Origin of the sequence: Butyricimonas sp. BSD2780061689_150309_C8 (assembly GCF_015560935.1) — a bacterium.
Lineage (GTDB): Bacteria > Bacteroidota > Bacteroidia > Bacteroidales > Marinifilaceae > Butyricimonas > Butyricimonas paravirosa.
This window is the reverse complement of sequence record NZ_JADMSV010000002.1, coordinates 250,265-275,297: the sequence shown is the minus strand read 5'-3', so window position 1 is coordinate 275,297 and position 25,033 is coordinate 250,265. Positions and strand designations below refer to the sequence as shown.

At 41.0% G+C, this 25,033-nt stretch carries 18 protein-coding genes and 1 tRNA gene; 14 read left to right on the top strand and 5 right to left on the bottom strand.

Annotation, left to right across the window (positions count from 1 at the left end; translation table 11 throughout):
- The first annotated feature begins 33 nt into the window (after window positions 1-33).
- The 3 genes from I2I33_RS03720 to I2I33_RS03710 all read left to right on the top strand — a co-directional run bounded on the left by I2I33_RS03720 (window position 34) and on the right by I2I33_RS03710 (window position 4,883).
- Window positions 34-1,668: a beta-N-acetylhexosaminidase gene (locus I2I33_RS03720; protein ID WP_195666734.1), complete on the top strand. Its 1,635-nt coding sequence runs from the start codon at window positions 34-36 to the stop codon at window positions 1,666-1,668.
- The gene (locus tag I2I33_RS03715; protein WP_087419933.1) at window positions 1,661-4,234 is read left to right on the top strand and encodes a beta-mannosidase; all 2,574 of its coding nucleotides are present in this window, start codon (window positions 1,661-1,663) and stop codon (window positions 4,232-4,234) included. The genes I2I33_RS03720 and I2I33_RS03715 overlap by 8 nt, the downstream gene beginning before the upstream one ends.
- 100 nt (window positions 4,235-4,334) lie before the next feature.
- The gene (locus tag I2I33_RS03710; RefSeq protein WP_087419934.1) at window positions 4,335-4,883 is read left to right on the top strand and encodes a flavodoxin family protein; all 549 of its coding nucleotides are present in this window, start codon (window positions 4,335-4,337) and stop codon (window positions 4,881-4,883) included.
- Between the two features lie 6 nt (window positions 4,884-4,889).
- Here the strand turns inward: I2I33_RS03710 and I2I33_RS03705 are convergent, their stop codons facing one another.
- Window positions 4,890-7,712 (bottom strand): TonB-dependent receptor, encoded by a 2,823-nt coding sequence (locus tag I2I33_RS03705; protein WP_087419935.1) that lies wholly within the window; start codon window positions 7,710-7,712, stop codon window positions 4,890-4,892.
- A 117-nt stretch (window positions 7,713-7,829) separates the two neighbouring features.
- On the bottom strand, window positions 7,830-8,390 hold the full coding sequence (locus I2I33_RS03700; RefSeq protein ID WP_087419936.1) for a phosphatase PAP2 family protein: 561 nt from the start codon (window positions 8,388-8,390) through the stop codon (window positions 7,830-7,832).
- Window positions 8,391-8,507: 117 nt separating this feature from the next.
- On the opposite strand from I2I33_RS03700, the gene I2I33_RS03695 reads away from it, so the two are divergent.
- Together I2I33_RS03695 and I2I33_RS03690 are read left to right on the top strand one after the other, a co-directional pair.
- Window positions 8,508-8,580 (top strand) — tRNA-Thr (locus tag I2I33_RS03695).
- Between the two features lie 58 nt (window positions 8,581-8,638).
- Window positions 8,639-9,250: a DUF4923 family protein gene (locus I2I33_RS03690; protein ID WP_087419937.1), complete on the top strand. Its 612-nt coding sequence runs from the start codon at window positions 8,639-8,641 to the stop codon at window positions 9,248-9,250.
- A 54-nt stretch (window positions 9,251-9,304) separates the two neighbouring features.
- On the opposite strand, the gene I2I33_RS03685 is transcribed toward I2I33_RS03690, so the two are convergent.
- Window positions 9,305-10,807 (bottom strand): OmpP1/FadL family transporter, encoded by a 1,503-nt coding sequence (locus I2I33_RS03685; protein ID WP_087419938.1) that lies wholly within the window; start codon window positions 10,805-10,807, stop codon window positions 9,305-9,307.
- A gap of 22 nt (window positions 10,808-10,829) precedes the next feature.
- Window positions 10,830-12,041, bottom strand: coding sequence for a hypothetical protein (locus I2I33_RS03680; RefSeq protein WP_140402547.1), 1,212 nt, complete (start codon window positions 12,039-12,041; stop codon window positions 10,830-10,832).
- A gap of 212 nt (window positions 12,042-12,253) precedes the next feature.
- Between I2I33_RS03680 and proS the strand changes: the two genes are divergently transcribed.
- From proS to I2I33_RS03665, 3 genes are all read left to right on the top strand, one after another.
- A complete protein-coding gene (proS, locus tag I2I33_RS03675) occupies window positions 12,254-13,729 on the top strand; it encodes a proline--tRNA ligase (RefSeq protein ID WP_087419940.1) in 1,476 nt (491 codons plus the stop codon).
- Window positions 13,730-13,816: 87 nt separating this feature from the next.
- Window positions 13,817-15,040, top strand: coding sequence for a peptidase T (gene pepT / locus I2I33_RS03670; RefSeq protein WP_087419941.1), 1,224 nt, complete (start codon window positions 13,817-13,819; stop codon window positions 15,038-15,040).
- A 128-nt stretch (window positions 15,041-15,168) separates the two neighbouring features.
- Window positions 15,169-16,038 carry a DUF3078 domain-containing protein gene (locus tag I2I33_RS03665; RefSeq protein ID WP_162613745.1) on the top strand — a complete coding sequence of 290 codons (870 nt, stop codon included), beginning with the start codon at window positions 15,169-15,171 and terminating at the stop codon, window positions 16,036-16,038.
- Window positions 16,039-16,107: 69 nt separating this feature from the next.
- Here I2I33_RS03665 and I2I33_RS03660 read toward each other — a convergent pair whose 3' ends face one another.
- On the bottom strand, window positions 16,108-17,667 hold the full coding sequence (locus I2I33_RS03660) for a peptide MFS transporter (RefSeq protein ID WP_087419943.1): 1,560 nt from the start codon (window positions 17,665-17,667) through the stop codon (window positions 16,108-16,110).
- Window positions 17,668-17,785: 118 nt separating this feature from the next.
- Here I2I33_RS03660 and I2I33_RS03655 point away from each other — a divergent pair, with 118 nt between their 5' ends.
- From I2I33_RS03655 to I2I33_RS03630, 6 genes are all read left to right on the top strand, one after another.
- Window positions 17,786-19,321 (top strand): NAD(P)H-hydrate dehydratase, encoded by a 1,536-nt coding sequence (locus I2I33_RS03655; protein ID WP_229128178.1) that lies wholly within the window; start codon window positions 17,786-17,788, stop codon window positions 19,319-19,321.
- 4 nt (window positions 19,322-19,325) lie between these two features.
- Window positions 19,326-20,438 carry a DUF4831 family protein gene (locus I2I33_RS03650; protein WP_087419944.1) on the top strand — a complete coding sequence of 371 codons (1,113 nt, stop codon included), beginning with the start codon at window positions 19,326-19,328 and terminating at the stop codon, window positions 20,436-20,438.
- A 19-nt stretch (window positions 20,439-20,457) separates the two neighbouring features.
- Window positions 20,458-22,245 carry a chloride channel protein gene (locus tag I2I33_RS03645; protein WP_087419945.1) on the top strand — a complete coding sequence of 596 codons (1,788 nt, stop codon included), beginning with the start codon at window positions 20,458-20,460 and terminating at the stop codon, window positions 22,243-22,245.
- A gap of 160 nt (window positions 22,246-22,405) precedes the next feature.
- On the top strand, window positions 22,406-22,627 hold the full coding sequence (locus I2I33_RS03640; RefSeq protein ID WP_009135471.1) for a DUF2795 domain-containing protein: 222 nt from the start codon (window positions 22,406-22,408) through the stop codon (window positions 22,625-22,627).
- A 246-nt stretch (window positions 22,628-22,873) separates the two neighbouring features.
- Window positions 22,874-23,431: an RNA polymerase sigma factor gene (locus I2I33_RS03635; protein ID WP_087419946.1), complete on the top strand. Its 558-nt coding sequence runs from the start codon at window positions 22,874-22,876 to the stop codon at window positions 23,429-23,431.
- 433 nt (window positions 23,432-23,864) lie between these two features.
- The gene (locus I2I33_RS03630) at window positions 23,865-25,028 is read left to right on the top strand and encodes a FecR family protein (protein WP_087419947.1); all 1,164 of its coding nucleotides are present in this window, start codon (window positions 23,865-23,867) and stop codon (window positions 25,026-25,028) included.
- Window positions 25,029-25,033: the final 5 nt, after the last annotated feature.

The following is a 25,033-nucleotide window of genomic DNA, read 5'->3' as shown; positions in this document are numbered from 1 at the left end:
CTTATCTTGGCTGTTGTGTTTAAAAATGCGTTTATGAAAAAAATCAGTTTTGTTTCAATCGTAGTATTGTGTATTATTTTGCTTGGCGGATGTGCCAGTGAACCAAATCAAGAGGTGAATATTATTCCTCAGCCTCAGCAGGTAACAGTTGCGGATGGCGGTTTTTATCTATCTCCAAAAACAGTGATTAACGTGGTGAAGGGTGCGGATGATTTGCAACCGGCTTGTACTTTTATGAGTACATTGGTTGAAAAATCTTTCGGGAAGGCCTTAACCGTGGCGAATGGGGAAACGAAAAAGAATGCGATAAATATTTTTGTTGACCCCTCTATGAAAGCGGATGCTTATGATTTGACGGTGGAGAAGAATGCGGTTAATATGAAGGGAGGAAGTTCAAAGGCGGTTTTCTATGCCATGCAGAGTTTACGGCAGATGATGCCCGTGGGCGTGGAAAAAGGGGAGAAGATGGATCGGATCAGAATTCAAAACGTGCAGATTCAGGACGAGCCTCGGTTAGGGTATCGAGGAACAATGCTGGACGTGTGTCGTCATTTCTTTACGGTGGATGAGGTGAAAACTTTTATCGATATGTTGGCTTTACATAAATTGAGCGTGTTCCACTGGCATTTGACGGATGATCAGGGATGGCGTATCGAGATCAAGAAATATCCGGAACTCACGCAAATCGGGAGTCAACGGAAACAGACTGTGATAGGTAAAAATACGGGAAAGTATGACGGGACTCCATACGGCCCCTACTTTTTCACGCAGGAAGAGATTAAAGAAGTTATTCAATATGCTGCCGATCGGTATATCACGATCATTCCGGAAATAGAGCTTCCCGGACATGCGCTTGCCGCTTTGGCTACTTATCCGGAATTAGGATGTACGGGTGGACCTTACGAGGTATGCCAGATGTGGGGAGTGTTCCCGGAAGTATTTTGCCCCGGTAACGAGAAGACGTTTGAGTTCTGGGAAGGTGTGTTGGATGAGGTAGCGGAATTGTTCCCCGGAAAGATCATCCATATTGGGGGAGATGAATGTCCGAGAGATGCTTGGAAAAAGTGTAAGAAATGTCAGGCCCGGATGAAACAGGAAAAGATGAAGGAAGAGGGTGAATTGCAAAATTATACCGTTCACCGGATCGAGGCGTATTTGAAAGAGAAGGGGAAGAGAATCCTCGGTTGGGATGAAATATTGGAAGGAGATGTTTCTAAAACGGCAATTGTCATGTCATGGAGAGGTAAGACGGGCGGAATCAAAGGAGCAAAGAGAGGGAATGAGGTGGTGATGGTGCCGAATGACTACGCTTATTTTGATTACTATCAATCTAAGGATGTTGACAAGGAACCTTTTAGTATTGGTGGTTTTGTTGATGTTGCAAAAGTATATAGTTTGAACCCGACAGAGGGATTGACGGCCGAGGAAGGAAAGAAAATTATTGGGGTACAAGCTAATTTGTGGGCGGAGTATATCACGACTTTTAGTCATGCTCAATATATGTTATTGCCGCGTATGGCTGCATTGGCAGAGGTGGCATGGACTCCGCAAGAGGCGAGAGAGTACTCGAATTTCCTGAACCGGGCAAAGTTATTGACGCAACGTTACGAGGCTTTAGGTTATAATTTTGCAAAACATATTCTACAAGAGTCAAAGTCCAATGAATAAAATAGTTTGGATGCTGTTTTTCGGTTGTATCACCTGGGGAATGATCGGGTGTTCAACCGAAAAAGAGATTCGTACGGAGCTGAATTCCGGTTGGCAATTCCGGCAGAGGGATTCGGGGACGTGGTTGCCCGCAACAGTACCCGGTACGGTACACACGGATTTGTTGGCTAGCGGGAAGATTGAAGATCCTTTTTACCGGATGAATGAATTGCAGTTGCAATGGATTGATAAGAAGGATTGGGAGTACCGAACGGAGTTCACTGTTTCGGAGGAAATAGGGAAAAAGGTCAATCAACGGATCACGTTCACGGGGTTGGATACATACGCTGATGTTTATTTGAACGGGGAGAAATTGGGAAATACGGATAATATGTTCCGGACGTGGAGGTTTGATGTTGAAGGAAAACTGAAAGTTGGTCGTAACGAGTTGCGTATCGTGTTTGCTTCCCCGACTTTGAAGGGACGGGAAGAGATGGAACGTTACGGTTTGAGACTACCCGCGGATAATGATCAGAGCGTTCGGGGAGAGATGGGAAATGACCGGGTTAGCGTGTATACTCGTAAGGCTCCTTACCATTATGGTTGGGATTGGGGGCCTCGTTTGGTGACTTCCGGCATCTGGCGTCCGGTGATTCTGGAGGCTTGGAATGACGTGAAGGTGGAGGATGTGTTTATTCGCCAGCCTTCCGTAACAAAGGAAAAGGCTCAACTGGTGGCGGAGGTTTGTGTGAATTCGGACAAGCAACAGAGTGTCACGATAGTGATTATGAATGAGGGGAAGGTGCTGTTGCAGGAGCCAAAAGAGTTAAGAAAAGGTGAAAACAAAATAACTATTCCTTATGTAATTCAGAATCCTCGCTTGTGGTGGAGTAACGGGTTAGGGGAACAGAACTTGTACGATTTCACGATTCTGGTGACTAGCGAGGAAGGAGTTGTGGCGGAAAAGAAGGTAACGACGGGGTTACGGTCGTTGAGATTAGTTCGAGAAAAGGATCAATGGGGAGAGTCTTTCGGTTTCGAGTTGAATGGAGTACCCGTGTTTGCCAAGGGGGCTAACGCTATCCCGAATGACGTATTTCTGCCTCGTGTAACCCCGGATTTGTATGAGAAAATGGTGGCAGATGCAGCGAATGCCAACATGAATATGATCAGAATATGGGGTGGTGGCATATACGAGGATGATGCATTTTTTGAATTCTGTGATAAATACGGGATCATGGTGTGGCAGGATTTCATGTTTGCTTGTGCGATGTATCCCGGGAATCAAGAATTTTTGGATAACGTGCGTCAGGAGGCTATTGATAATGTTATTCGGATTCGGAATCATCCTAGTATCGCTTTGTGGTGTGGGAATAATGAAAACGCTTTGGCTTGGCGACACGGTGCGCCGGGGGGATGGGGATGGAAGAACGCTTTCACGAAAGAGGAACAGGATACGGTTTTCAAGGCTTACTATACCGTTTTTCACGAGATACTTCCCGAAGTGGTGAAGGATTACACGGACGGAGATGACTACTGGCCTTCCTCACCGATGGCGGGACCGGAACCGGATCAACATGGATTGGACGGGACGACTTCGGGGGATCAACATTATTGGGGTGTGTGGCATGGTTTCCGACCATTGGAAAGCTTTGATGAGGTGACAACCCGTTTTTGCAGTGAATACGGGTTTCAGTCCTTTCCGGAGATGAGTACGATAGAAACGTATGCACTGCCGGAGGATTATGATATAGAATCGGAGGTGATGAAATCACACCAAAGGAGTTATATTGGTAACGGGCGTATTCTGGATTATATGAAAATGTATTACCGGGTTCCGGAAGAGTTTGAACAATTTATTTACATGACCCACGTGTTGCAGGGACTGTCTACGAAAATGGGTATCGAGGCACATCGTCGGAATATGCCTTATTGTATGGGCTCTCTGATCTGGCAGATTAATGATTGTTGGCCTGTTGCCAGTTGGTCGACGACGGATTATTACCATAAATGGAAAGCGGCGCATTACATGATGCGGGATTGTTTTAAAGAGGTGATCGTTGCTCCGAAATGGGAGGGGGATTCCTTGGCAATTTATGCCGTGAGTGATAGGTTGGAGGCTATTCATGGGACATTGAGCATTGAGGTTCTTGATTTTCATGGTAATCTCATTTTCTTGACTGAAAGAGGAGTAAATGTACCGGCAAATACTTCGACGGTTTTGTGGAAATTGAACCGGGAGTCGTTGCTTGCGGGTGGTTCTGAGAATGGGATGATGCTTGTGGTACGTTTACAAGGTGGTCAGGTCTTGGATGAAAAGAATGTTTATTTCGTTTATCATAAGGATTTAGATTTGCTGACACCTCATTTCTCTATACAGGCAGGAGAGGAGAATGGAGAGAAATTTATTCGGGTTTCCTCGGATAAACTGGCTTGCAATGTTATGTTCTATATTCCGGGAGAATCGATTTTCTTTTCAGATAATTATATAGATGTAATTCCGGGAAGGAGTTATAAGATAAAGATTGACACGGATTTACCTCCAACTCAGATACAAGAGCGGATAAAGATTCGTTATGTACATTAAAAAATGAAAACTCCTTGACACGTGATCAAGGAGTTTTTTCCTTTTGTGGTTTTAGTGAAGCAATAAATACGTATTTTTGTATATCATAAAACAATAAATTATGGGCAAAAACATTTTAATTTTAGAGGGAAGTCCCCGGCCAAACGGGAACAGTGATATGCTGGCAGAGGCCTTTGCCACGGGTGCTAGGGCCAAGGGGTATGAAGTAAGTGTGATAAAAGTTCCGGGTTACAAGGTAAACGGGTGTTTTGCCTGTGGTATGTGTTGGTCCATGGGAACTCCTTGCGTGCAGTCGGATGATATGGAGAAGATTTTTCCGGAAATAGAGCAGGCGGATATGATCGTGTTTGCTTCTCCTCTGTATTTTTTTAGTTGGCCAACTCAGTTGAAGAGTGTTATAGATCGTTTGTATCCTTATACCGTGGAGAAAAGCGAACGAAGTCTGACAGGTAAAGAGTGTGTCTTGCTGCTTGCAGCAGCAACTGATGTTGAAAATGAAATAAAAGGGGTGCAAGAGTCCTATCGAATTTTGGCAGAATATATGCGTTGGCATTCTGTCGGGGAGGTTATTGCTTATGGTGTTGATAAAAAAGGAGATGTTCGAAATACAGCGTATCTCGAACAAGCTAAGGAATTAGGTTCCCGTTAAATTTTTTTAGAAGAATCCGGGAGGTGGTGGCCCTTCCGGACCATTTCTTCCTTCTTTCTTTTTACCAATGGAATTAAATCGATAGGAAACAGTTAGCATGTAGTAGTTTCGCTCGTTTGTGCTGTAACTAGTTTGAGTATACAGGTCTTGAATACTGTAATTTAACAGGTTCCTTTGACGTAAAATGTCCATCGCTTTAAATCTAACTTGTAGTTGTTTATTTTTCATGAATTTTTTCCCGATCTCCATGTTTAGAAGACTGTTGGATTGGTTCACGTTTCCACCTTTTTTACTTAACGTGTAATTATATGAATAGTCTCCTGCAAGAATGAATCCTTTCCAGAAAACCCATTTGGCACTTGCATTAACAGATTGAGAGAAAGAACTGGAACCTTCCGTGGTTGTACTTGTGGAATTGGTGTAAGAAGTACGGGAAGATATATTGTAGTCCAAATTCTCAGATACGTTACTGTTGATATTAAGTCCGAATGATGCATTATGGGAACTGGTCAAGTTCTTTATATTATCGTAGATAGAAGGTGTACGAGAATAACTATAAGATAAGGAAGGGCCTAATCTTAATTTTAATGCTTTGATCTCGAAAGAATAACTGGAATTCATGGAAAGCCCCCATTGCCCGTTTAAGTTAACGGGGCGGGAGAGACGGGCTCCCTGTAATATTTGGTAACCGTTGATAACCGTGTCTTTTGAGATAAATTGTGTTGCCGTGGCGATATTGTTGAAAGAGTTTCGAAAACTAAGATTAACGTTCAAGAAACTGAAATTTTCTTCACTGACAATGTTCCGGCTAAAAGACATTGAGGCTGATTGCGAGAATGTTTTTTTCAAGTTCGGATTTCCTGTTGAAATATTTAATTGGTCTCTCACGTCAAGAATGTCTTGTAGTTGCTCGGCTCTAGGGGAATCTGTATTCCCGTTATAATAAAAAGTCATGGTTGATCTTTTGGATAAACTATAACTGAAATTTATTTGAGGGGAGAGATTCAAATAATTGTTTCTCACGTTAGAGTCCGGTGCGTTCAAGTATTCGTATCTATTTTCTTCTCTTGATAGATTGATTGATCCACCTGCACTGAAATAGAATTTTTCTTGATTATACCCATAACGGATGCCTAGGTTATTACTTGTTCTTATGGTACTGGTTTTATTCGTTAAGGCCGTATCAATACCAATGACTTCCGTGAAAAGTGCGTCTTTGTATGACATACTTTCTTTGTCCGAACTATTCTTGTTGTAACTGAAAGAGTAATTGAACGATAATCGGGCTTTTTCCGTTAAAGGTTCTGAATAAGAGATCGAACCCGTGTATGAATTTGATATACCTTCGGAGGTATTGATAAGATTACGCAACGTATCTCTTTTGTTTATAATACTACTATCTTGTTGTGTATTATTGTTTTCATTTTTACTGATATTTATGTTCCCGTTTAATGTTAATGTCCGTCCCGTTTTTTGGAAAGCGTGCATCCATGAGAAATTACCCCCGAAGGAACGATTTTCATTGTGACTTTGTCTTTTACTGTTCGTGATATTTATCGTGTCATTGTCTTGAATATTACTATTCATGTTCAATGATCGACTATCTGATTTGCTAAATGAAAAAGAGGGGGTGAAGTAGAATCTGTTTTTCTTGTTCATGGAGTAATTAAACCGGGTATTCACGTTATGACTTGAACTTTCAGACCAAGAATGTGATTCTGAATTATAAATGTTGCTCTGGAAACTTTCAGAAGGGAAATATTCCTGTATACTGGAACTGGCAGAATAGGATTCGCTGTTGCTACCACTGTAACTCCCACCTATATCAGTACCTTTACTGAATGTATTGGCGAAGTCCACGGAGTAATTTTTCCCTCGATTATTCCCACCTTTCCCGTGGTATTGTGCGTTGGGGAGTTCAGATCCTTGGTTCGTGTTACGTAGACTTCCTTGGATGGAGAATTTCTGCTTTTTGTTAAAGGCGTTAGCAGAAACACCCAGGTTATAGTTATTGTCTTTAAATGAATCTTCTAGGTCTTCTGAAATGCCGTATCCCAAGTTGGCTTTACCGAATACTTTCAACTGGTTGGGATTCTTGGTTTCAATGTTTAATGAACGGAATCTTTTCCCGTCATCATATCCTGAGAAATCAGCTTCTTCACTTTTCCCGTCAAACATTTTTATTTTGTTGACAAGGCTGGCCGGAAGTGTCTGGAGGGCGGCCATCGGGTTGCTGAGGAAATATTCGGTTCCATCAATATATATTTTCTTGACTTCTTCTCCGTTTGCCATTAATTTTCCGTCGACGATTTGGAAACCGGGTAATTTTTTCAACAAATCTTCCAATTCAGCATCTTCCGGAACCTTCAATGCATTTGCGTTGAATTCTGTCGTGTCACCTTTCTGGATAATCAAAGGTGGTTTGGCTGTAATAACGACTTCTTCCAGTACTTCCGGGAGTAGATTAATCATTCCGACATTTGTATCTGCTTTTACCAGATATTTTTTGCTTGTAGCTTGGTAACCGACAAAAGAAACGGTAATGACCAGCTCTCCTGGAAGAAGGTCTTTTAAGGTGAATTCTCCCATGGCATTGGTTACAGTTGTCGGTTTTTTATCTTCTCCAACATAAATATGCGCACCTGGCAGAGTCTCGTCATCAGGCTCTCCAGTTACAATACCTTTTAGTGTGTATTTGGTAATCTTTTTTTCAGGTATTGTGGTTGTATCTTTTCTAATCGTGTCTCTCTTTTGCGTTTGGGCAAACATTGTCACGGGTATGGCCAACATGAACAAAAGAAAAATTATTTTGTAAATATAAAGTTGCATATTATATGTTGTTGTTCTGATTTAAACAAAAATAGACATATAATATGGATGTACCATGATAAAAAAAGGGTTTATGATTTCTTTAAATACTATTTTAACAAAATATTTAGAAGTCTGTTAGAAAGTGATACAAGCGTGGATTCCAGGGTGTTTCTGGAGTACGGTAGGGGTGAGTGTGATCCGTGTACGGCCGTAGGGTTTGGTGAAAATATAGGAACTCCCCACACCTATTGCTGCACCACAGAGAATATCCCACCAATCGTGTTTATCACAATAAGTCCGTCCCCAAACGACGTAAGTGGATAAAAGGTAAGCAGGGATACCGAATTTCCAGCCATATCTGCGTTGTAGAAAGGAAGCTCCTTGGAAGGTGACGGTTGCATGTCCGGACGGGAAAGCATGGTAATCACTTCCATCCGGTCGTTTTTTGCGGATCGTATGTTTTAATATGTAACTTATTCCTACAGCTGTGACAGTAGAAAAAACAAGCTGTTTGGTTCCGTGGTAATCTTTTTTCAATAGAGAGGTTGTCAAACAGAAGACGGGAGTTGCGTAATATATAATGTCTCCGGAGGTCTCAACAGCCTTCTTTTGTGCAGAAATGTTCGTGATGAAGAATAAAAATAGTGAAAGTGATATGGTAAATTGAAAAATAATTGTCGGCAGTTTTCTTTTCATCTTATTGATAATTAAAATGTAGCCGCAAATGTATAAAAAATGTACGTTTTTGAGTTGAAAAAAATTGATTTATCGTTTTCAAATTACAAAAATAGTCGTACATTTGCACCCGTTATCGCCAATTTAGCTCAGCTGGTAGAGCAACGCATTCGTAATGCGTAGGTCTGGGGTTCGAGTCCCCAAATTGGCTCAAATAGAGGCCTGTCTGATAGACAGGCTTTTGTGTTTAAACCTAAACATTATATTTTATGAAACGAGTTATTGTAATTTGTTGTGTATTGATGTGCTTTGGGGGAGTACAATTAGTACAAGCCCAATCATTGAAGGACATTTTGAATTCATCGAAGGTAAAGGACGTGGTGAATCTTGTAACAGGTAATGTGATTAAATTGTCGGATCTTCAAGGAACTTGGAATTACGTGGAGCCTGCTTGTAAAATGACGAGTGGGGATTTGTTGAAAGAGGCGAGCGGTTCATTGGTAACCTCAGCGTTAGAGAAAAAAATGGAGAATATTTACACAAAGTTGGGGATTGTGCCGGGGAATTTTAGCTACACGTTTAATAGTGATGGTACGTTTACAAATACGATAGGGAAGAAGATATTAAAAGGAACGTATTCTTTGGACGAGAAGACACGTGTATTGACATTACATTATGTGTTGGCAAAAACGATCACGGTGAAAAGTGTGGAAGTGCAGTTAGTGAAATCGGGAGAACAGGTATCATTACTTTTCAATACGGAAAAACTTATGAACTTTGTTAGTGTATTATCCTCTGCTTTGAAAAAATCAGATAAAACGACTACTTCATTAATGGATGGGTATGATGAGATTCTTTTAGGATTTGAAATGAAGAAATAGTTTGCCAAATAGCGAAAAAGAAACGGGGACTTTGATAGTCCCCGTTCTTGTCTATTAAAATCTGATTCCTAATGTTAGTCTGAATTCGTTATCTTTAAATTTTGTCTGAAATTCGGGTGATTCAATAACTTCCCCCTTTGAAGTTTCATAATAATAGAATAGACCGTTTAACTTTGAATTCTTATGAAGATAAGCAAAGTCTGCATAGAATACTCCGAAATTTAATCCTAGACCACCAGTGATTGTTTGAATGTCATTTTTTTCATTCATTTCTCCTTTCGTGTATGGTGAGGCAGAATAAGCATAACCACCTCGTAGACAGAATACACTATTAAATCGATATTCTGCTCCGGCACGGAAATTATGGGTACTTTTGTAAATAGCTTTTATCGCATTATTAGTTTCTAAATATTCGTTTTTAGCACCATCATTTGAGTATTTTGCAGTAGTATAGTCAACATATTCATAGTCAAAACTGATAATAGCTCTTTGGCCTAGAACTGTTGCAGCACTTGCCATAAATCTCCACGGTGTTTTTAATTTGTAGGAGTAATCTGTCCATGCACTCTCTCCATATTCAAAGTTGTCCGTAGGTTTGGCGTCTTCAACCGGAAGTTCAGTGAATTTAGCAGAAACATTATTATTGGCATAAGCATCAAGATCGTAATATGTAGGTGTATGAATGGCAAAACCTAGACGGAGAACTGGAATCGGACGATATATAAAACCTGCTTTGAAATTTATCCCGATACCACTACTTGTAAAGTCTTGGTATATACTGAACTTTTCCAATTTGTTATTTGTTTCTCCAACAATTTCTTCTGTGTACACGGAAAACGATTTGTAATGTAGTGATTGAATTCCTAAAGTTATACCAAAGTAAAATTTGTCATCATAATTAGCCCCTGCCGATATGGCATATTCACTTTGAAAACCCCGTTCTCTCGTGTATTTATAATGTTGTAACTGATCAATACTTCTGATTGGAGTTTGATAGTCATAGTCCTTGTTTTCTAACGCCTCCGGGCTTAAATAAAGCATGTAAGCATCATAAGCAAGTCCTGTGGTAAAATCATTTAATTCTTTCGGGGATAAACCGTCTGCTTCCTCTTTCCATATATTTGATAAGGATGAATCTCCATTAGTTTCATAATATCCTTGGAAAATATTTCGATTGAAATTATTTAGGTTCGTATAATTAAAACCGATGTTGATATTTTTCCATTTATTACTCATAGGTTGGAACGATAATACGAATCCCAATCCTCCTAATAGATACATATTTTTTTCATTATCAATACCTTTTGTTTTTGCGTGAGCAAAATCGAGCATGGATGTAAAACTGATTTCAGATTTACGGAATACTCCAATACCACCTGGGTTTGTGGATAGGGTTGTTAAATCTCCACCTAATGCACCGAATGCTCCTCCCATTGCGGTAACTCTTGCAGAACCGAATGGGGTTTGCCTGGAGAAACGAAGGGCATCCTCTTCGTTTTGAGCCGAAACGAATAAGGAGAAGAGGAGTAATGTCGGAAGTATATATAATATTTTCATAGACAATTAATGTTAGTTAGACTTATCTTCTACTACCCGAATTTGTACGTTGAACAGGTCCGCTACCTCCACTGCTGGAGCGTGTCGTTGAACTATTTCCATACGAGCTAGATCCGCTGTTCCCTCTAGAATAACTTCCTGATGAATTGCTGGAGTTGTTATGCGATGGATTGTAGTTTGAGCCTGATTCGTAGCGGCTGCTGTTTGACCTGGATTGTATAGCGGAACTTCTTGAAGTTCTTGAATAGGTACTATATGACCGGGCGTTTCTATTCGTCGTGTATTGCTTTTTAGGAGCATACCGAGTAGTTACAGTTGGTTTGCTGGCACCACCCCAGTCCGGTCGATGGTTGCCCCAGTTTGGGCCGTGATGTCCATGTCCCGGACGATGTCCCCAGTGTGGATAATAACCGTAATAGTGGTTCCAATAAGGATTCCAGCCCCATGGATCGTAGAAACCATGTCCCCAACCCCACGGATTATAACCGTAACTATAGTAATTGTTCCAGTATGGGTCCCATCCCCAAGAGTTACCCCAACCGAACGAGGCTCCCCATCCCCAGCGGTTCCAGCCGAAACTTACGTTATTACTCCATGCAAAACTATCAAAACGAGGATCGTTCCAAATCACGGTCCAAATGTATTTCGGGTAATTACCGAAAATTAATTGAGAGTATAGTCCCACGTTCGAACTGCTGGGGAACCACCAGTAGCGACCGTCAATTGTGTACACGTTCCAGTCGGAGCTGAACGAAAGATTCTGGGCAATTTCGTACCCGTTTCCAAAATAGGCGAAACCTTCCGGGTAACGATTCATGATCCGGACACACTCTTCCAAATCATTTTCACTACCTTTAAAGCCTCCGATCCAGTACCCGTCATCTGCCGGAACAGCAACCCGGTTAACAGTTTGTCCGGTTCTGGCCTCTTCTTTTTGCACCTGTTTTTCAGTTGCATAACGAGCCATACCGATGGAATGAGATTTCGGGTTTACACTGTTATCTATTTCCTTCGGATAAACTTTATCATTGTTTGTGTTTTTACTAATTTGAGAACTAGAAGAAGTATTCGAGGTAATGTCCACTCCGGTCTTGTCTTTAATTTCTTGAGCGAAGAGGGAACGTTTACCAGGAACATAGTAGATATCATCTTCCTGCGCTCGCGTGAAGTTTTGCGAGGAAGAGCAAGCGCCTAATAGGACTGCTAATGCTGAAAAATATAATGCTATCTTCATAGTAATAATATTAATTCCTTTCTTGTATGACAAATTCATTGACTATTGGTTTATTTACTTCTAACAAAATGCGTACCATTCATTCGGTGTTTCCCTGTTACAAGCATCCCATGCGGCTTGTTTTGTATTCTATGTTATAAAAATAGAAAATAATAATCGGATTTCCTAGTTTTTGTTTTAAATTTGCTGCTGTTTTATCAAAAAATAATGAGATGGCTAAGTTTTTAACTTCAAGAGAAGAAAATTATTCGCAATGGTACAATGATCTGGTCGTAAAAGCCGGATTAGCAGAGAATTCAGCTGTAAGAGGATGTATGGTGATTAAACCTTACGGTTATGCCATATGGGAAAAAATGCAACAACAATTGGACAAGATGTTCAAGGAAACGGGGCATAGTAATGCTTATTTCCCGTTGTTAATCCCCAAATCTTTCTTTTCAAAAGAGGCTGATCACGTGGAGGGTTTCGCGAAAGAATGTGCGGTTGTAACTCATTATCGATTAAAAAATGATCCGAATGGAGGTGGGGTAGTTGTGGACCCTGCTGCCAAACTGGAGGAGGAATATATTATTCGTCCGACTTCTGAAACGATTATTTGGAATACTTATAAAAACTGGATTCAGTCTTATCGTGATCTTCCTATCCTCTGTAACCAATGGGCTAACGTGATGCGTTGGGAGATGCGTACGCGTATGTTTCTGCGTACTGCTGAATTCTTGTGGCAAGAAGGACACACGGCTCACGCTACGAAAGAGGAAGCCGTTGAGGAAGCTCAGAAAATGATTCGTGTATATGCTGAGTTTGCCGAAAAATGGATGGCTATGCCGGTGATTATGGGGCATAAGAGTGAAACGGAACGTTTTGCCGGTGCATTGGATACCTTGACTATCGAGGCGATGATGCAGGACGGGAAAGCCCTTCAGTCCGGAACTTCTCATTTCTTGGGTCAGAACTTCGCGAAGGCTTTCGATGTGCAATTTGCCACGAAAGAGGGAAAACAAGAATATGTATGGGCAACTTCATGGGGAGTTTCTACCCGTTTAATGGGGGCGTTGATCATGTCACATTCCGATGATAACGGTTTGGTATTACCTCCGAAGTTAGCTCCGTTGCAAGTGGCAATAGTGCCTATTTATAAGAGTTTGGAAGGATTAGAAAAAATCCGTCAAACGGTTAGCGGGTTGATGGATAAATTAAAGGCTGCGGGAATCAGCGTGAAATTTGACGATCGTGACACGCAAAAACCAGGTTGGAAATTTGCCGATTACGAGTTGAAAGGAGTTCCGGTACGTCTGGCTATGGGGGAACGTGATCTTGAAAACGGTACGATTGAGGTGGCTCGTCGTGATACTTTGACCAAGGAAACATTGCCATTGGAAGGCGTGGAACAACACATCGAGACGTTGTTGGAGGAAATTCAGGAAAATATATACAAACTGGCTTTGGAACGTCGTTCTAAATTGATTACAAAAGTGGATTCTTACGAGGAGTTCAAGACTTTGTTGGACACGAAAGGCGGATTCTTCCTGTGTCATTGGGATGGAACCCCGGAAACTGAAGAACTTATCAAGAACGAAACGAAAGCAACCATCCGCTGTATTCCATTCGATGCTCCCGATGAGGAGGGTAAGTGTATGGTAACAGGTAAACCTTCTCATAAGAGGGTGTTGATTGCGAGAGCCTACTAATTGATGATTGTGTGATTTATGATTGCGTGATTCACGTTACGGGATTATAAATCACTTAATCATAAATCATAAATCTAAAATTATTTTATGCTGCCAGTAGTTGAGCGTTTTATCAGGTATGCTAAGATTCACACGGAATCGGATCGGGAGACGGGTTTAGTTCCAAGTACTCCGGGACAATTGCAGTTTGCCTATCTTCTTTGCGAGGAGATGCAGAAAATAGGGATGCAGGATGTTGCCGTGGATGATTACGGGTATGTCATGGGGTTTGTACCTGCTAATGCTGATAGAGAGTGTCCTTCGATAGGGTTTATCGCTCATATGGATACCAGTCCGGACATGACGGGTAAACACGTGAAACCTCAGATTATCGAGAATTACAGGGGAAATGACGTGTTGTTGAACAAGGAAAAGGGATTCACTCTGTCACCGGATGATTTTCCGGAACTGATGAATTATGTCGGTACGGATTTGATCGTTACGGATGGTAACACGCTTTTAGGAGCAGATGACAAAGCGGGGATCGCCGAAATTCTGACGGCAATGGAGTATTTGGTTCAACATCCGGAAATCAAGCATGGACGTATTGCAGTTTGTTTCACGCCGGATGAAGAAATCGGGGAAGGTGTTGATCATTTTGATCTGAAAAAATTCGGGGCTAAATTTGCCTATACTTTGGATGGGGGAGAGATCGGAGAGTTAGAGTGTGAGAATTTTAATGCTGCTTTAGCTCGTTTGACGTTTAAAGGGCGTAATTTCCATCCGGGATATGCCAAGAATAAGATGGTCAATTCAATCAAGGTGGCTAATGAATTTATGGCTAGTCTCCCTAAAAAAGATGCTCCGGAATATACCTCCGGTTACGAAGGGTTCTTTCATATCTATTCCATTAAAGGGACGGTAGAAGAAACCTTGTTGGAAATATTGATTCGCGATTTTGATAAGGAGCGTTTTGAATGGAGAAAGGACGTCATTGAAAATGGGGTTCGGGAATATTCAAAGAAGTATGATTTGCCGGTACTTCTGGAAATGAAGGATCAGTATGCGAATATGAAAGAACGTTTGGAACCGGTAAGATATATCGTAGAAATAGCCAAACAGGCCATGGCAGAATTGGGCATTAAACCTTTGATTGTTCCTATTCGCGGTGGTACTAACGGGTCAAGATTGTCATTTATGGGATTGCCCACACCGAATTTGTCCAATGGGGCGCATAACGGGCATGGACGTTACGAGTATATCCCCGTGTCTTCCATGGAGAAGATCGTGAACGTGATTGTGAAGATCTCCGAGTTATGTGCTAAAATATAAGTGAAGAAACACTTCTTCTGAAGCAGGTTAGAAAATAACCTGCTTTTTTTATAACAAATCTTTGTTGTTTTACGTTTACCAGTCAAAAGATATTAAAATTTAAACCTAAATAATTTAATGAGAGTATGATGAAAAGATTCTTTGTTATTGCCCTATTTGTATTGGGTTTAGGACAATTGTATGCGCAACCGGTAAGAGATACTGCATGGACAAAAGCCGGTTACTTCGGGTTAAAATTAACGCAAGTAAGTTTGAGTAGTTGGTCTGCCGGAGGTGAGTCTGCTTTGGCATTTGATAGCCAGATAACATATAGTGCCGATTTTAAACGAGATCGTCAGTTGTGGCAAAATCGTTTGGAACTGGGATACGGTTTGACGAAAAATGATGGCAAGAGTGCCCGGAAAACAAACGATAAGATATACTTCGCCTCGACTTATGGGTATCAGATTTACAAGACACTTTACTGGAGTGCTTTATTGAACTTCAACACACAGTTTGCGAAAGGATACGATTACAACATCGAGGATTCTGACTTTATCTCAAAGTTTATGGCTCCGGGATACTTGATGATTGGTACCGGTGTTACTTGGAGTCCGAATAAGATATTCACTGCCACTTTCACTCCGGCCTCTTGGAGGGGAACTATTGTTGCCGACAGTCGTTTGGCAGATGAAGGGGCTTTCGGTGTGGATAAAGGAAAACATCTATTATCCGAGTTTGGTGCAAACTTGAAAGCAGAGGTGAATTACGAGTTTTTGCCTAACATGAAGGTTTATTCTCGTTTGGAATTATATTCCAATTATCTGGAAGATCCTCAGAACGTGGATGTTCGCTGGGAGGTACAATTAAATATGGCGATTAATAAATGGTTTTCAACGACTTTGTCAACAAATTTGTTATATGACAATGATGTAAAGATCGCCCAAGAAGACGGTACCGCGGGTCCGAGAGTACAGTTTAAGGAAGTGTTGGGAGTGGGACTTCAGATAAATTTCTAAGAGCTGATTTTGATATAAAAAAAGGGTTCAGAATTTCTGAACCCTTTTTTTATATGTTGATAAATAAGGTTATTTTGTCACTCTTTCAAGCCATTTCACCATACCAAGCATAACACCCATAGATACAAGGCATACGATCAAGAATACTGACCAGCATTGCCAGATCGGCCATGAGTTGTACATGAGAGGACCAATCCAAAGTAGAAGGTTACCAAGAGCGGTAGCAGCAAGCCACAAACCTTGACACAAGCCAAGCATACTTTTGGGAGCAACTTTTGATACAAATGATAATCCTAGAGGTGAGATAAATAACTCAGCAACTGTTAAGAAGAAGTAAGTAACGATAAGAACCCACCAATGAGCTTTTGCTGCCATTTGTTCTGCAATAGGAAGACCTCTGAATGCGTCTGCGGAAGGATAACCTTTCATGATTGAGAAAACGGCAAGGAACAAGAATGCCAAACCTGCAATGAACATACCGATGGCAATCTTTCTTGGGGTTGAAATCTCTTTACCGCGTCTTGCAAGGAATCCGAAAATTGCCATAATCATTGGAGTAAGGACAATAACAAAGAACGGGTTGATAGCTTGCCATACTTCAGGAGCAACTGCAGAAGAATCTACGAAGTCGCGGGCAAAGAATGAAAGGGACATACCGTTCTGGTGGAATGAGAACCAGAAGAAGATAACGATGCCTAAAACAGCAAATAATGCATACATTCTTTGTTTAATCTCTTTAGCCATAGCAGCTTTTTCCTCTGCCGTGTAGGTTACACTCTGTGTTACGGCTTTCTTTGCCGGATTCGGGAATGTTTTTTGCGAAACAAAGAAAATTACAAGAGAAATAAGCATGGCTGCAACAGAAGCAATGAATGAGTAGTGAATACCTTCATTGAAAATTTGCAGATATTGGAGACAAGAGGCTGTCATATCGGTGATAGCTCCTCCGGCAGCAGTCATAAGTTGCTGTAAGTTAGCAAGAGCTTCGGGAGCCATGTTTGCAGCATTATTAATGTACTCGTGGCAAAGGGCAGGAAGCTGTGCGTTATAAGATAATCCGTTTACTCCCAACCACCATTGGCGTAAAACCGGAGCGATGAACGGAGCAATTAGACCACCCACGTTGATGAATACGTAGAAAATCTGGAAACCTGAATCTCTCTTGTCTTTTGCAATTTTGAGAGCTTCTGGCCCTTGTTTTGCAGCCTCGGCTTCAAAATTATCATACATTTGACCTACAATTGCCTGCAAGTTACCTTTGAATAAACCGTTACCGAATGCAATCAAGAACAAAGCAACACAAGTAAGAGTTAATAACCAAGTTGTATTTTGCGATGTCGCGAGGATTGGAACAGATAGGATAATGTACCCTATTGCCATAACTACAAGACCCGTCTTAATGGTTCCTTTGTAGTTTTGCGTGCGGTCAGCAATAAGACCTCCGACAAGGCTTAAAATGTATATGCCGGCGTAAAAAAAGGAATAAATGGTACCACTGGCGGCTTCGCTCAAACCAAATTTAGAACATAGGAACAACACTAGCACGGCATTCATGATGTAATAGCCGAAACGTTCTCCCATATTACTTAGAGCCGCGGTGAGCAACCCTTTAGGATGATTTTTGAACATAACTTTTGTTTTTAATTTGTATTGGTAAATAATTAAATTTTTTCGTTCACGCTAATAGTCTGCAAATATAAATTATTTTTTTATCTTTAGTCATTGAAAACGTTTGAAACCTATCGTCATGTTGAAGAATAATAAAATTTTCAAGATATCGGATTTACAAAAATTGGATAAATATACGATTGAGAATGAGCCGGTAACATCATTAGATTTGATGGAGAGGGCGGCTACTGTTTTTACAGAAAAATTATTGATTTTTTTTCCCAATAGTCATATTTTTAACATTCTGGCCGGTTCTGGAAATAACGGGGGAGACGGGTATGTTGTGGCAAGATTGTTACATCAAAAAGGATTGAATGTCAAGGCTTTCGGTTTGCATGAAAACGATTGTCTCTCTCCGGATTGTGCCGTGAACAGGAAACGTTTCATTGATATGGGAGGATGTTATATTGAGGTGAAAAATCCGGATAATTTGCAGCCGGACGAAAATAGTGTGCTGGTGGATGCCATTTTCGGGGCCGGATTAAATCGTCCGGTAACGGGATTTTTGGGAGATATAATTCACCGGATAAATTGTTTGTCCCATCCGGTTGTAGCAATAGATATGCCATCCGGTTTGATGGGAGAGGATAACGGGGAAAATAACGGGGCGATCATAAAGGCCGATTACACGTTCACTTTTCAATTTCCTAAATTAGCCTTTATGTTCCCGGAAAATGTAGTTTACGTGGGACATTGGGAAGTGCTGGATATTCGTTTACACCCGATTATCTTGCGGGAGTATCCTGCTGCTTATTATTATCTGACAGAAGAAGTGGTTGCATCCCGGTTATTGATCCCGGGAAAGTTCTCTCACAAGGGGACTTTGGGTAATACCTTATTAATAGTAGGCTCTTATTCCATGATGGGGGCAGCCGTGTTAGCAGCCAAGGGGGCTATTCGGTCCGGAACGGGACTGCTTTCCGTGCATGTTCCCCGTAAGTTGAAAGAAATGATTCATCTCTCCGTGCCGGAGGCATTAGTTGAAGTGGATCGGAATGAATTTTGTTTTTCCGGTGTAGACAATCTTTCCCGTATCCAAGCGGTTGGGATTGGTTCGGGAATCGGGACTTCACCTGTCACGGCAGAAGGAATTCGTCAACTATTATCCGTGTGGCGAGGAAAGATCGTGTTGGATGCAGATGCCTTGAATTTGTTGGCAGCGGATTCAGGATTACTGGAACTTCTTCCGGATGGAGCAGTGCTGACTCCTCACCCGAAAGAATTTGAAAGATTAGCAGGAAAAAGTGTAAATGATTTTGATAGATTAAATAAATTAAGCACCTTTGCACGTCTACACCAAGTGTATGTCGTGCTGAAAGGTGCGCATACAATAATAGCTACCCCGGAGGGTGAATGTTACTTTAACATGACAGGTAACCCGGGAATGGCTAAAGGGGGAGCAGGAGACGTGTTGACGGGTATTATTGCAGCTTTACTGGCAAGTGGACATTCGTCATTGGATGCGGCGATAATCGGGGTATATGCCCACGGTTGGGCTGGTGATTTGGTTGCGGAAGAGCAGGGAATGAGAGGTACACGTGCCGGGGACATTGCCGATAAACTGGGTTGGGTGTGGAAAAAGATGGAAACATATAATATGGCTAAACAGCGATAGAAAGATGAAAAAGTTATTTTTTATAATCGGGTTAGTGGGATTAGTATCCCTGTCTGTTTCGGGACAGAAAAAGAGAGAATTGACCACGCAGGTGTCAGTTGATTATACTTTACCAAAGATCAGTTACGACGTGGTTGTTACGATGGAATGTAGTCGTTTGATTCCGGGGCCTTTCCGACAATATGCCGAACAACAGTTAGGTGTTTCTCCGGAAATCACGAGTGAAGGCGAAGAATGGATGATTAAAAACATCAAATTTATTCCGCGGGCCTTGCCTGATCCGAAAGCTTCTTATACTGTGAATGCTGTCGGAGAATATAACTCTATTTTATTGAATGTAACTCCTGAAGGCTTTTTAGCCGGTGTGGGAAGTGGCATCACGAACCAAACTCGTGACGAAGAGATTGTTTACGAGGAAAAGGAGAAAAGCGTGGGAACAGGTATTAATTACGTGTATTTCGGTATTCGTTCCACCCAGAAGGAAGTTCTTGATTCCAATTTCACGGAGATGGAAGTTGAAGGTGAGATGCGCCGGGTATGGGACCCGATAGAACGGCATGTGTTAAAAGAAAATAAAGATTACGTGGATGAGATCACGTCAGAGATATTCAATATTCGTAAAAAGAGATTGGAATTACTGGCCGGAGGTTCGGCCACGTCAGAAGCTTTAAAAGCTCTGGATGAACTTGAGGCAAATTACATGAGTTTGTTCATGGGAAAAAGGGAAACCCGTGAAGTGGTTAAAACCATCTCTTTTGTTCCGGAAAAAGCCGATGAATCGATTGTTTTGTTCCGTTTTTCTGCGAACGACGGGATCACGGCAAGAAATAACGTGTCTGCTATCCCTTATATTGTTGAATTGAAAAATATCTATGTTCCGAAAAAAGATGCCCAACAGGCAGGGAATTCCCGTCCGGTTCCGTCTCTCTCTTATCGAGAACCGGCTGTTGCCGATTTGTGTTTGCTGAAAGGAAAAGAGACCGTGATGACTGTTCGGTGTGTTATACCACAACTCGGATTCATCAAGCAATTCCCTTTGGATGTCATCAATAACGAAGGTATTTCTATTGATTTCTACCCGCAATATGGTTCTATAAAAGGTATAATGAAAAAATAGTTTGATACACTTTTAGATCATGGCGGCGATTAACGAAAAGGGGTTATTGGGGAAATTTTTGGTGTGGCGGGTCCGTTATATCAAAGAGAAGCAATTTATTGTCATGTTGAGTATTCTGGTTGGTATTGTTACCGGCTTGGCGGGAGTTGTGCTGAAAAATATGGTACATTTTACTCATATGTTTTTCACGGAACGAATGCAGGTGGACAGTGGTAACTTACTTTTCTTTATATACCCTTTTATCGGAATATTGCTGACGACATTATTTGTGAAATTTTTCGTGAAAGAGGGAATCAGTCATGGTGTGACAAAGGTATTGTATGCTATTTCCCGTCGCAATAGTATGATCAAGCCACACAACAACTATACCTCGATGATTGCCAGTACCCTGACCATCGGTTTTGGTGGATCGGTCGGGACGGAGGCTACCATCGTGTTGACCGGGGCGTCCATTGGTTCGAATCTGGCACGCTTGTTTCGGATGAACTACAAGGTGATGACCTTGATGATCGGTTGTGGTGCGGCAGGTGCCATTGCCGGAATCTTTAAAGCTCCGATTGCCGGGATTGTATTCACGATGGAGGTGTTGATGCTTGATTTGACGATGGCCTCGTTGGTGCCGTTGATGTTCACGGCTATTACCTCGTACGTGGTTACATTCTTCCTCATGGGGGATGGTTTCGTGTTTTCCTACCAGATCACGGATAAATTCGTGATGGCCAATTTCCCTTACTACGTTATACTGGGAATCTTTGCCGGGGTGTTGTCCGTGTATTTCGTTCGGATGAATCTCCGGGTAGAACAATTCTTAGGGCGTATCAAGCATACATGGAAAAGAATAGCTATTGGTGGAGCCTTGTTAGGTGTCATTATTTTCGTGTTTCCCCCTCTATACGGTGAAGGTTACACGGCTTTGGATGACATGATGGCCGGACATTCCGATAAATTATTGAATAATACCTATTTCTTCGGTTTTCGGGATAGTGCCTGGATGATGATTCTTTTCGTGGTCGGGTTGATATTCGTAAAAGTGATTGCCACGGCCTTAACCAATGGTAGTGGGGGTGTTGGTGGTGTTTTTGCTCCGAGTTTGTTCACGGGTGGTGTTGCCGGGTATTTGTTGGCGATGTTGATTAATATGAGCGGAATCCGTATCGTGGAACCCAGTCATTTCGTCTTGGCGGGAATGGCGGGAACGATGTCCGGGGTCATGAAGGCCCCGTTAACAGCCATGTTCTTGATTGCCGAGATTTCGGGAGGTTATGCCTTATTCCTACCTTTGATGCTGACCTCGGTTATTTCTTACCTGACCAGTCAAGGGATGGAACCTTATTCTATTTATGCCCGTCGTTTAGCCATGCAGGGAGACCTGTTGACTCATAATAAGGATAAAGCCGTGTTGACTTTGATGAAATTGAACAAGGTGGTGGAAACGGATTTCAAGACGATCGAGGTGGACGCGACATTAGGTGATCTGGTAAAGGTGGTTTCCAAATCGAGCCGGAATTTATTCCCTGTTTTGAATTCCAACCAGCAATTGCTGGGGATTGTTTTGCTGGATGACATTCGTAAAGTGATGTTTAATCAAGAATTGTATTCGAAAACTTACGTGCGGGATTTCATGACAACGCCTTCCGTGGTGATTGACATCAACGACTCGATGGAGGTTGTTATGAAGAAATTCGAGGATTCAAAAGCGTGGAATCTACCCGTCCTTCAAGATCATAAATATATTGGTTTTGTTTCTAAAGCGAAGATATTCAACACGTATCGAAAAGTGTTGATTCATTTCTCCGATGATGAATAGTTTTTAGTGTAACAATTTAAATCGTTTTGCGTTATTTATGGCGACACATTAGATTTAATGTGTCTAAATAACTTCTTATTAGGAAAAAGAAGTTGTATTATTAGAAATAAACTATATATTCGCGGCAAAAATAAGAAATTACATTAAAAACGATATAACTATGTATTGGACACTAGAACTTGCCTCAAAATTGGAAGATGCGCCTTGGCCAGCATCAAAAGATGAGTTGATAGACTACGCCATTCGTTCCGGGGCACCTATGGAAGTGATCGAAAATCTTCAGGATATCGAGGATGATGAGGAAATATTTGAAAGTATTGAAGATATTTGGCCAGACTATCCGAGTAAAGATGACTTTTTCTTTAACGAGGACGAGTATTGATTTATTCAGGTAAATGAAAAAGATTACGAACCACTCCGTAAGGGGTGGTTCGTTGTTTTATATAACAAGAAGGAGTTTTCCCTATTGTTTGTGAGTGGACTTTCTTTTTTCATTATATATAGGGATTGTCATTTTTATTAATAAATTTGATATTTGCATCCGAAAATTGTTAATATCAAGAGAAAAATTTGGAGGTTTTAGACAGATATTGTCTTGGTGATGGGTGTGATATTTTAATAAAAGGTTATGATGAAGTCCATGAAAATATTAGTGAAACAAGTGTCAAATGGTGATAGAAAGGCGTATGCGACTTTGTTTCATGAATTTTACACACCTTTATTATTTTATTCCATAAAATTCACGAAGAACCGGGAGGCCTCAGAAGATATTATTCAGGATTTTTTTTGTCGTTTGTGGGAGGATCGTAAGAGGTTGATAAATGACAAGTCCTTTCATGCTTATATTTATAGTTCTGTGCGGAATCGTTCGTTAAATTATTTAAGAGATTCCCGTTCTGTTTCTATCGAGGGTTTTGAAAAACAATCTGATGAGGATTTCTTGCGGGAGATGATGGAAGAAGAGGTGTATAGAGAGTTGTATGCTGCTATTCAGAAACTGCCTGAACGTTGTCGCCAAATTTTTTTATTGAAACTGGACGGGGAAGAAAATCAAAAAATTGCTGATAAGCTTCAGATATCAGAGGAAACCGTCAGGAGTCAGTTGAGAAGAGGTAAAGAGTTACTACAAAATAATGTTATCAGTTTTTATGTTTTGGGGGTAATATGTTATTGGTGTGATTTGTGAGTTCATTTTTTTTTATTGAAGGTTCATAAAAAGATAAATGTCCGGACTATTTTGTCAAAGTTTACAAGTCGTGTTTATCATGTCATCAAATTATTATTATATACTTATTATCATGTTAATATTTGCTATGTAAGTATAATATATTGTTATAATAATAGGAGCGGAGTAGGACGGGAATGGGAGCGGAATGGGAGCGGGTAACATGATGATAAGAATTTGATCATAATTTTATAACATTTTATTACACTTGATGTGTTGTAATTATAGAATTTGTGGGAATAATGTGTTATTGTATAGATTTAGGATTTATTTCGTTGTAGATCAGAATTTTAATTGTTGTAGTGAATAATGAAGATTATTTTTTCAGAAAAAATAGGGAAATGATTTGCACGTTTTCTCGTTTCGTGTGTATGTATGAAAAATATAAGATGGTATGAATGTGGATAACGAGAAGATTAGGAGTATAATTGTTAAGTCTGTTTTGGGGACTTTGACAGAAGGGGAAAACCTTGTCTTGCAAGAATGGTTGCGGGGAAATGACCAGAATCGAGTTCTTTATCAGAAATTGTCTTCTGCTATTGAGTTGAAACATAAATACGAGCAATACAAGAGCGTGGATGTTGAGGAAGCTTTTAGGCGAAATCAACACCGTTTGTATCAGAATGATTTGAATCGAAGAATGAAAAAGAATCTGCCATATGTTGCTGCCGTGTTGTTTTTGTTCGGGGTATTTATTTGTTTATTGGTGAATCATACGGGGGAAGTTCGGGAAGAGATACCGGTTGTTTTGTCGGCCGGGGGGAAACACGCGGAATTGATTTTGGCAAATGGCCAAAAAGTAGATCTGCATGAGGGGATGGAAATGAAATTGCGGGAAAGAAGTTCCAATATCCAAGTAAAGGGGAATGTGGTTTATTACGAAGAGAAAAAAGATAGTGTGACAATCGACGAATATAACATGATTCGAACCCCGTTAGGAGGAGAATATTCTTTGACGTTATCAGATGGTACGAAGGTTTGGCTGAATGCAATGTCTGAATTACGTTATCCGGTGGCTTTCGGTGGCGATTTGCGAGAAGTCGAGTTGAGAGGGGAAGCTTATTTCGAAGTGGCGGAAAATAAAAATAAACCGTTTATCGTGAGAACGGATGAGTTTAACGTACGTGTACTAGGAACTTCTTTTAATATTTCGGCTTATGCGGATTCTCCGTTAGCGCTAACCACGCTTTGCAGCGGGCAAGTGCGGTTGACAGACTGTATGAATTCGGAAAACGAGCAGGATCTTTTACCGGGTGAACAGTTATTGTTTCACCGGGGGAGCCGAAAAATGGAAATTCGGAACGTGGATACCGATGTGTTCGTTTCTTGGCGTGAGGGCTTTTTCCAGTTTGATAATCACACGGTGGAGGAAGTTTTTATGATATTACAAAGATGGTATAATGTACAGGTTTTTTATGCTAATACCGAGGCTAGGCAGGAAGTTTTTACTGGTAAATTACCTCGGTTTGATAATATGATGATTATCATTGATTTAATAAAACGGGTTTCCGATTTGAAAATTACAGTGGATGGAAAAGTAATTTATATAGATAAATAAGAGAG

Coding starts and splice junctions, on each gene's coding strand:
- I2I33_RS03720 (WP_195666734.1), top strand. CDS start 34: ATGAAAAAAATCAGTTTTGTTTCAATCGTAGTATTGTGTATTATTTTG.
- I2I33_RS03715 (WP_087419933.1), top strand. CDS start 1,661: ATGAATAAAATAGTTTGGATGCTGTTTTTCGGTTGTATCACCTGGGGA.
- I2I33_RS03710 (WP_087419934.1), top strand. CDS start 4,335: ATGGGCAAAAACATTTTAATTTTAGAGGGAAGTCCCCGGCCAAACGGG.
- I2I33_RS03705 (WP_087419935.1), bottom strand. CDS start 7,712: ATGCAACTTTATATTTACAAAATAATTTTTCTTTTGTTCATGTTGGCC.
- I2I33_RS03700 (WP_087419936.1), bottom strand. CDS start 8,390: ATGAAAAGAAAACTGCCGACAATTATTTTTCAATTTACCATATCACTT.
- I2I33_RS03690 (WP_087419937.1), top strand. CDS start 8,639: ATGAAACGAGTTATTGTAATTTGTTGTGTATTGATGTGCTTTGGGGGA.
- I2I33_RS03685 (WP_087419938.1), bottom strand. CDS start 10,807: ATGAAAATATTATATATACTTCCGACATTACTCCTCTTCTCCTTATTC.
- I2I33_RS03680 (WP_140402547.1), bottom strand. CDS start 12,041: ATGAAGATAGCATTATATTTTTCAGCATTAGCAGTCCTATTAGGCGCT.
- proS (WP_087419940.1), top strand. CDS start 12,254: ATGGCTAAGTTTTTAACTTCAAGAGAAGAAAATTATTCGCAATGGTAC.
- pepT (WP_087419941.1), top strand. CDS start 13,817: ATGCTGCCAGTAGTTGAGCGTTTTATCAGGTATGCTAAGATTCACACG.
- I2I33_RS03665 (WP_162613745.1), top strand. CDS start 15,169: ATGAAAAGATTCTTTGTTATTGCCCTATTTGTATTGGGTTTAGGACAA.
- I2I33_RS03660 (WP_087419943.1), bottom strand. CDS start 17,667: ATGTTCAAAAATCATCCTAAAGGGTTGCTCACCGCGGCTCTAAGTAAT.
- I2I33_RS03655 (WP_229128178.1), top strand. CDS start 17,786: ATGTTGAAGAATAATAAAATTTTCAAGATATCGGATTTACAAAAATTG.
- I2I33_RS03650 (WP_087419944.1), top strand. CDS start 19,326: ATGAAAAAGTTATTTTTTATAATCGGGTTAGTGGGATTAGTATCCCTG.
- I2I33_RS03645 (WP_087419945.1), top strand. CDS start 20,458: ATGGCGGCGATTAACGAAAAGGGGTTATTGGGGAAATTTTTGGTGTGG.
- I2I33_RS03640 (WP_009135471.1), top strand. CDS start 22,406: ATGTATTGGACACTAGAACTTGCCTCAAAATTGGAAGATGCGCCTTGG.
- I2I33_RS03635 (WP_087419946.1), top strand. CDS start 22,874: ATGATGAAGTCCATGAAAATATTAGTGAAACAAGTGTCAAATGGTGAT.
- I2I33_RS03630 (WP_087419947.1), top strand. CDS start 23,865: ATGAATGTGGATAACGAGAAGATTAGGAGTATAATTGTTAAGTCTGTT.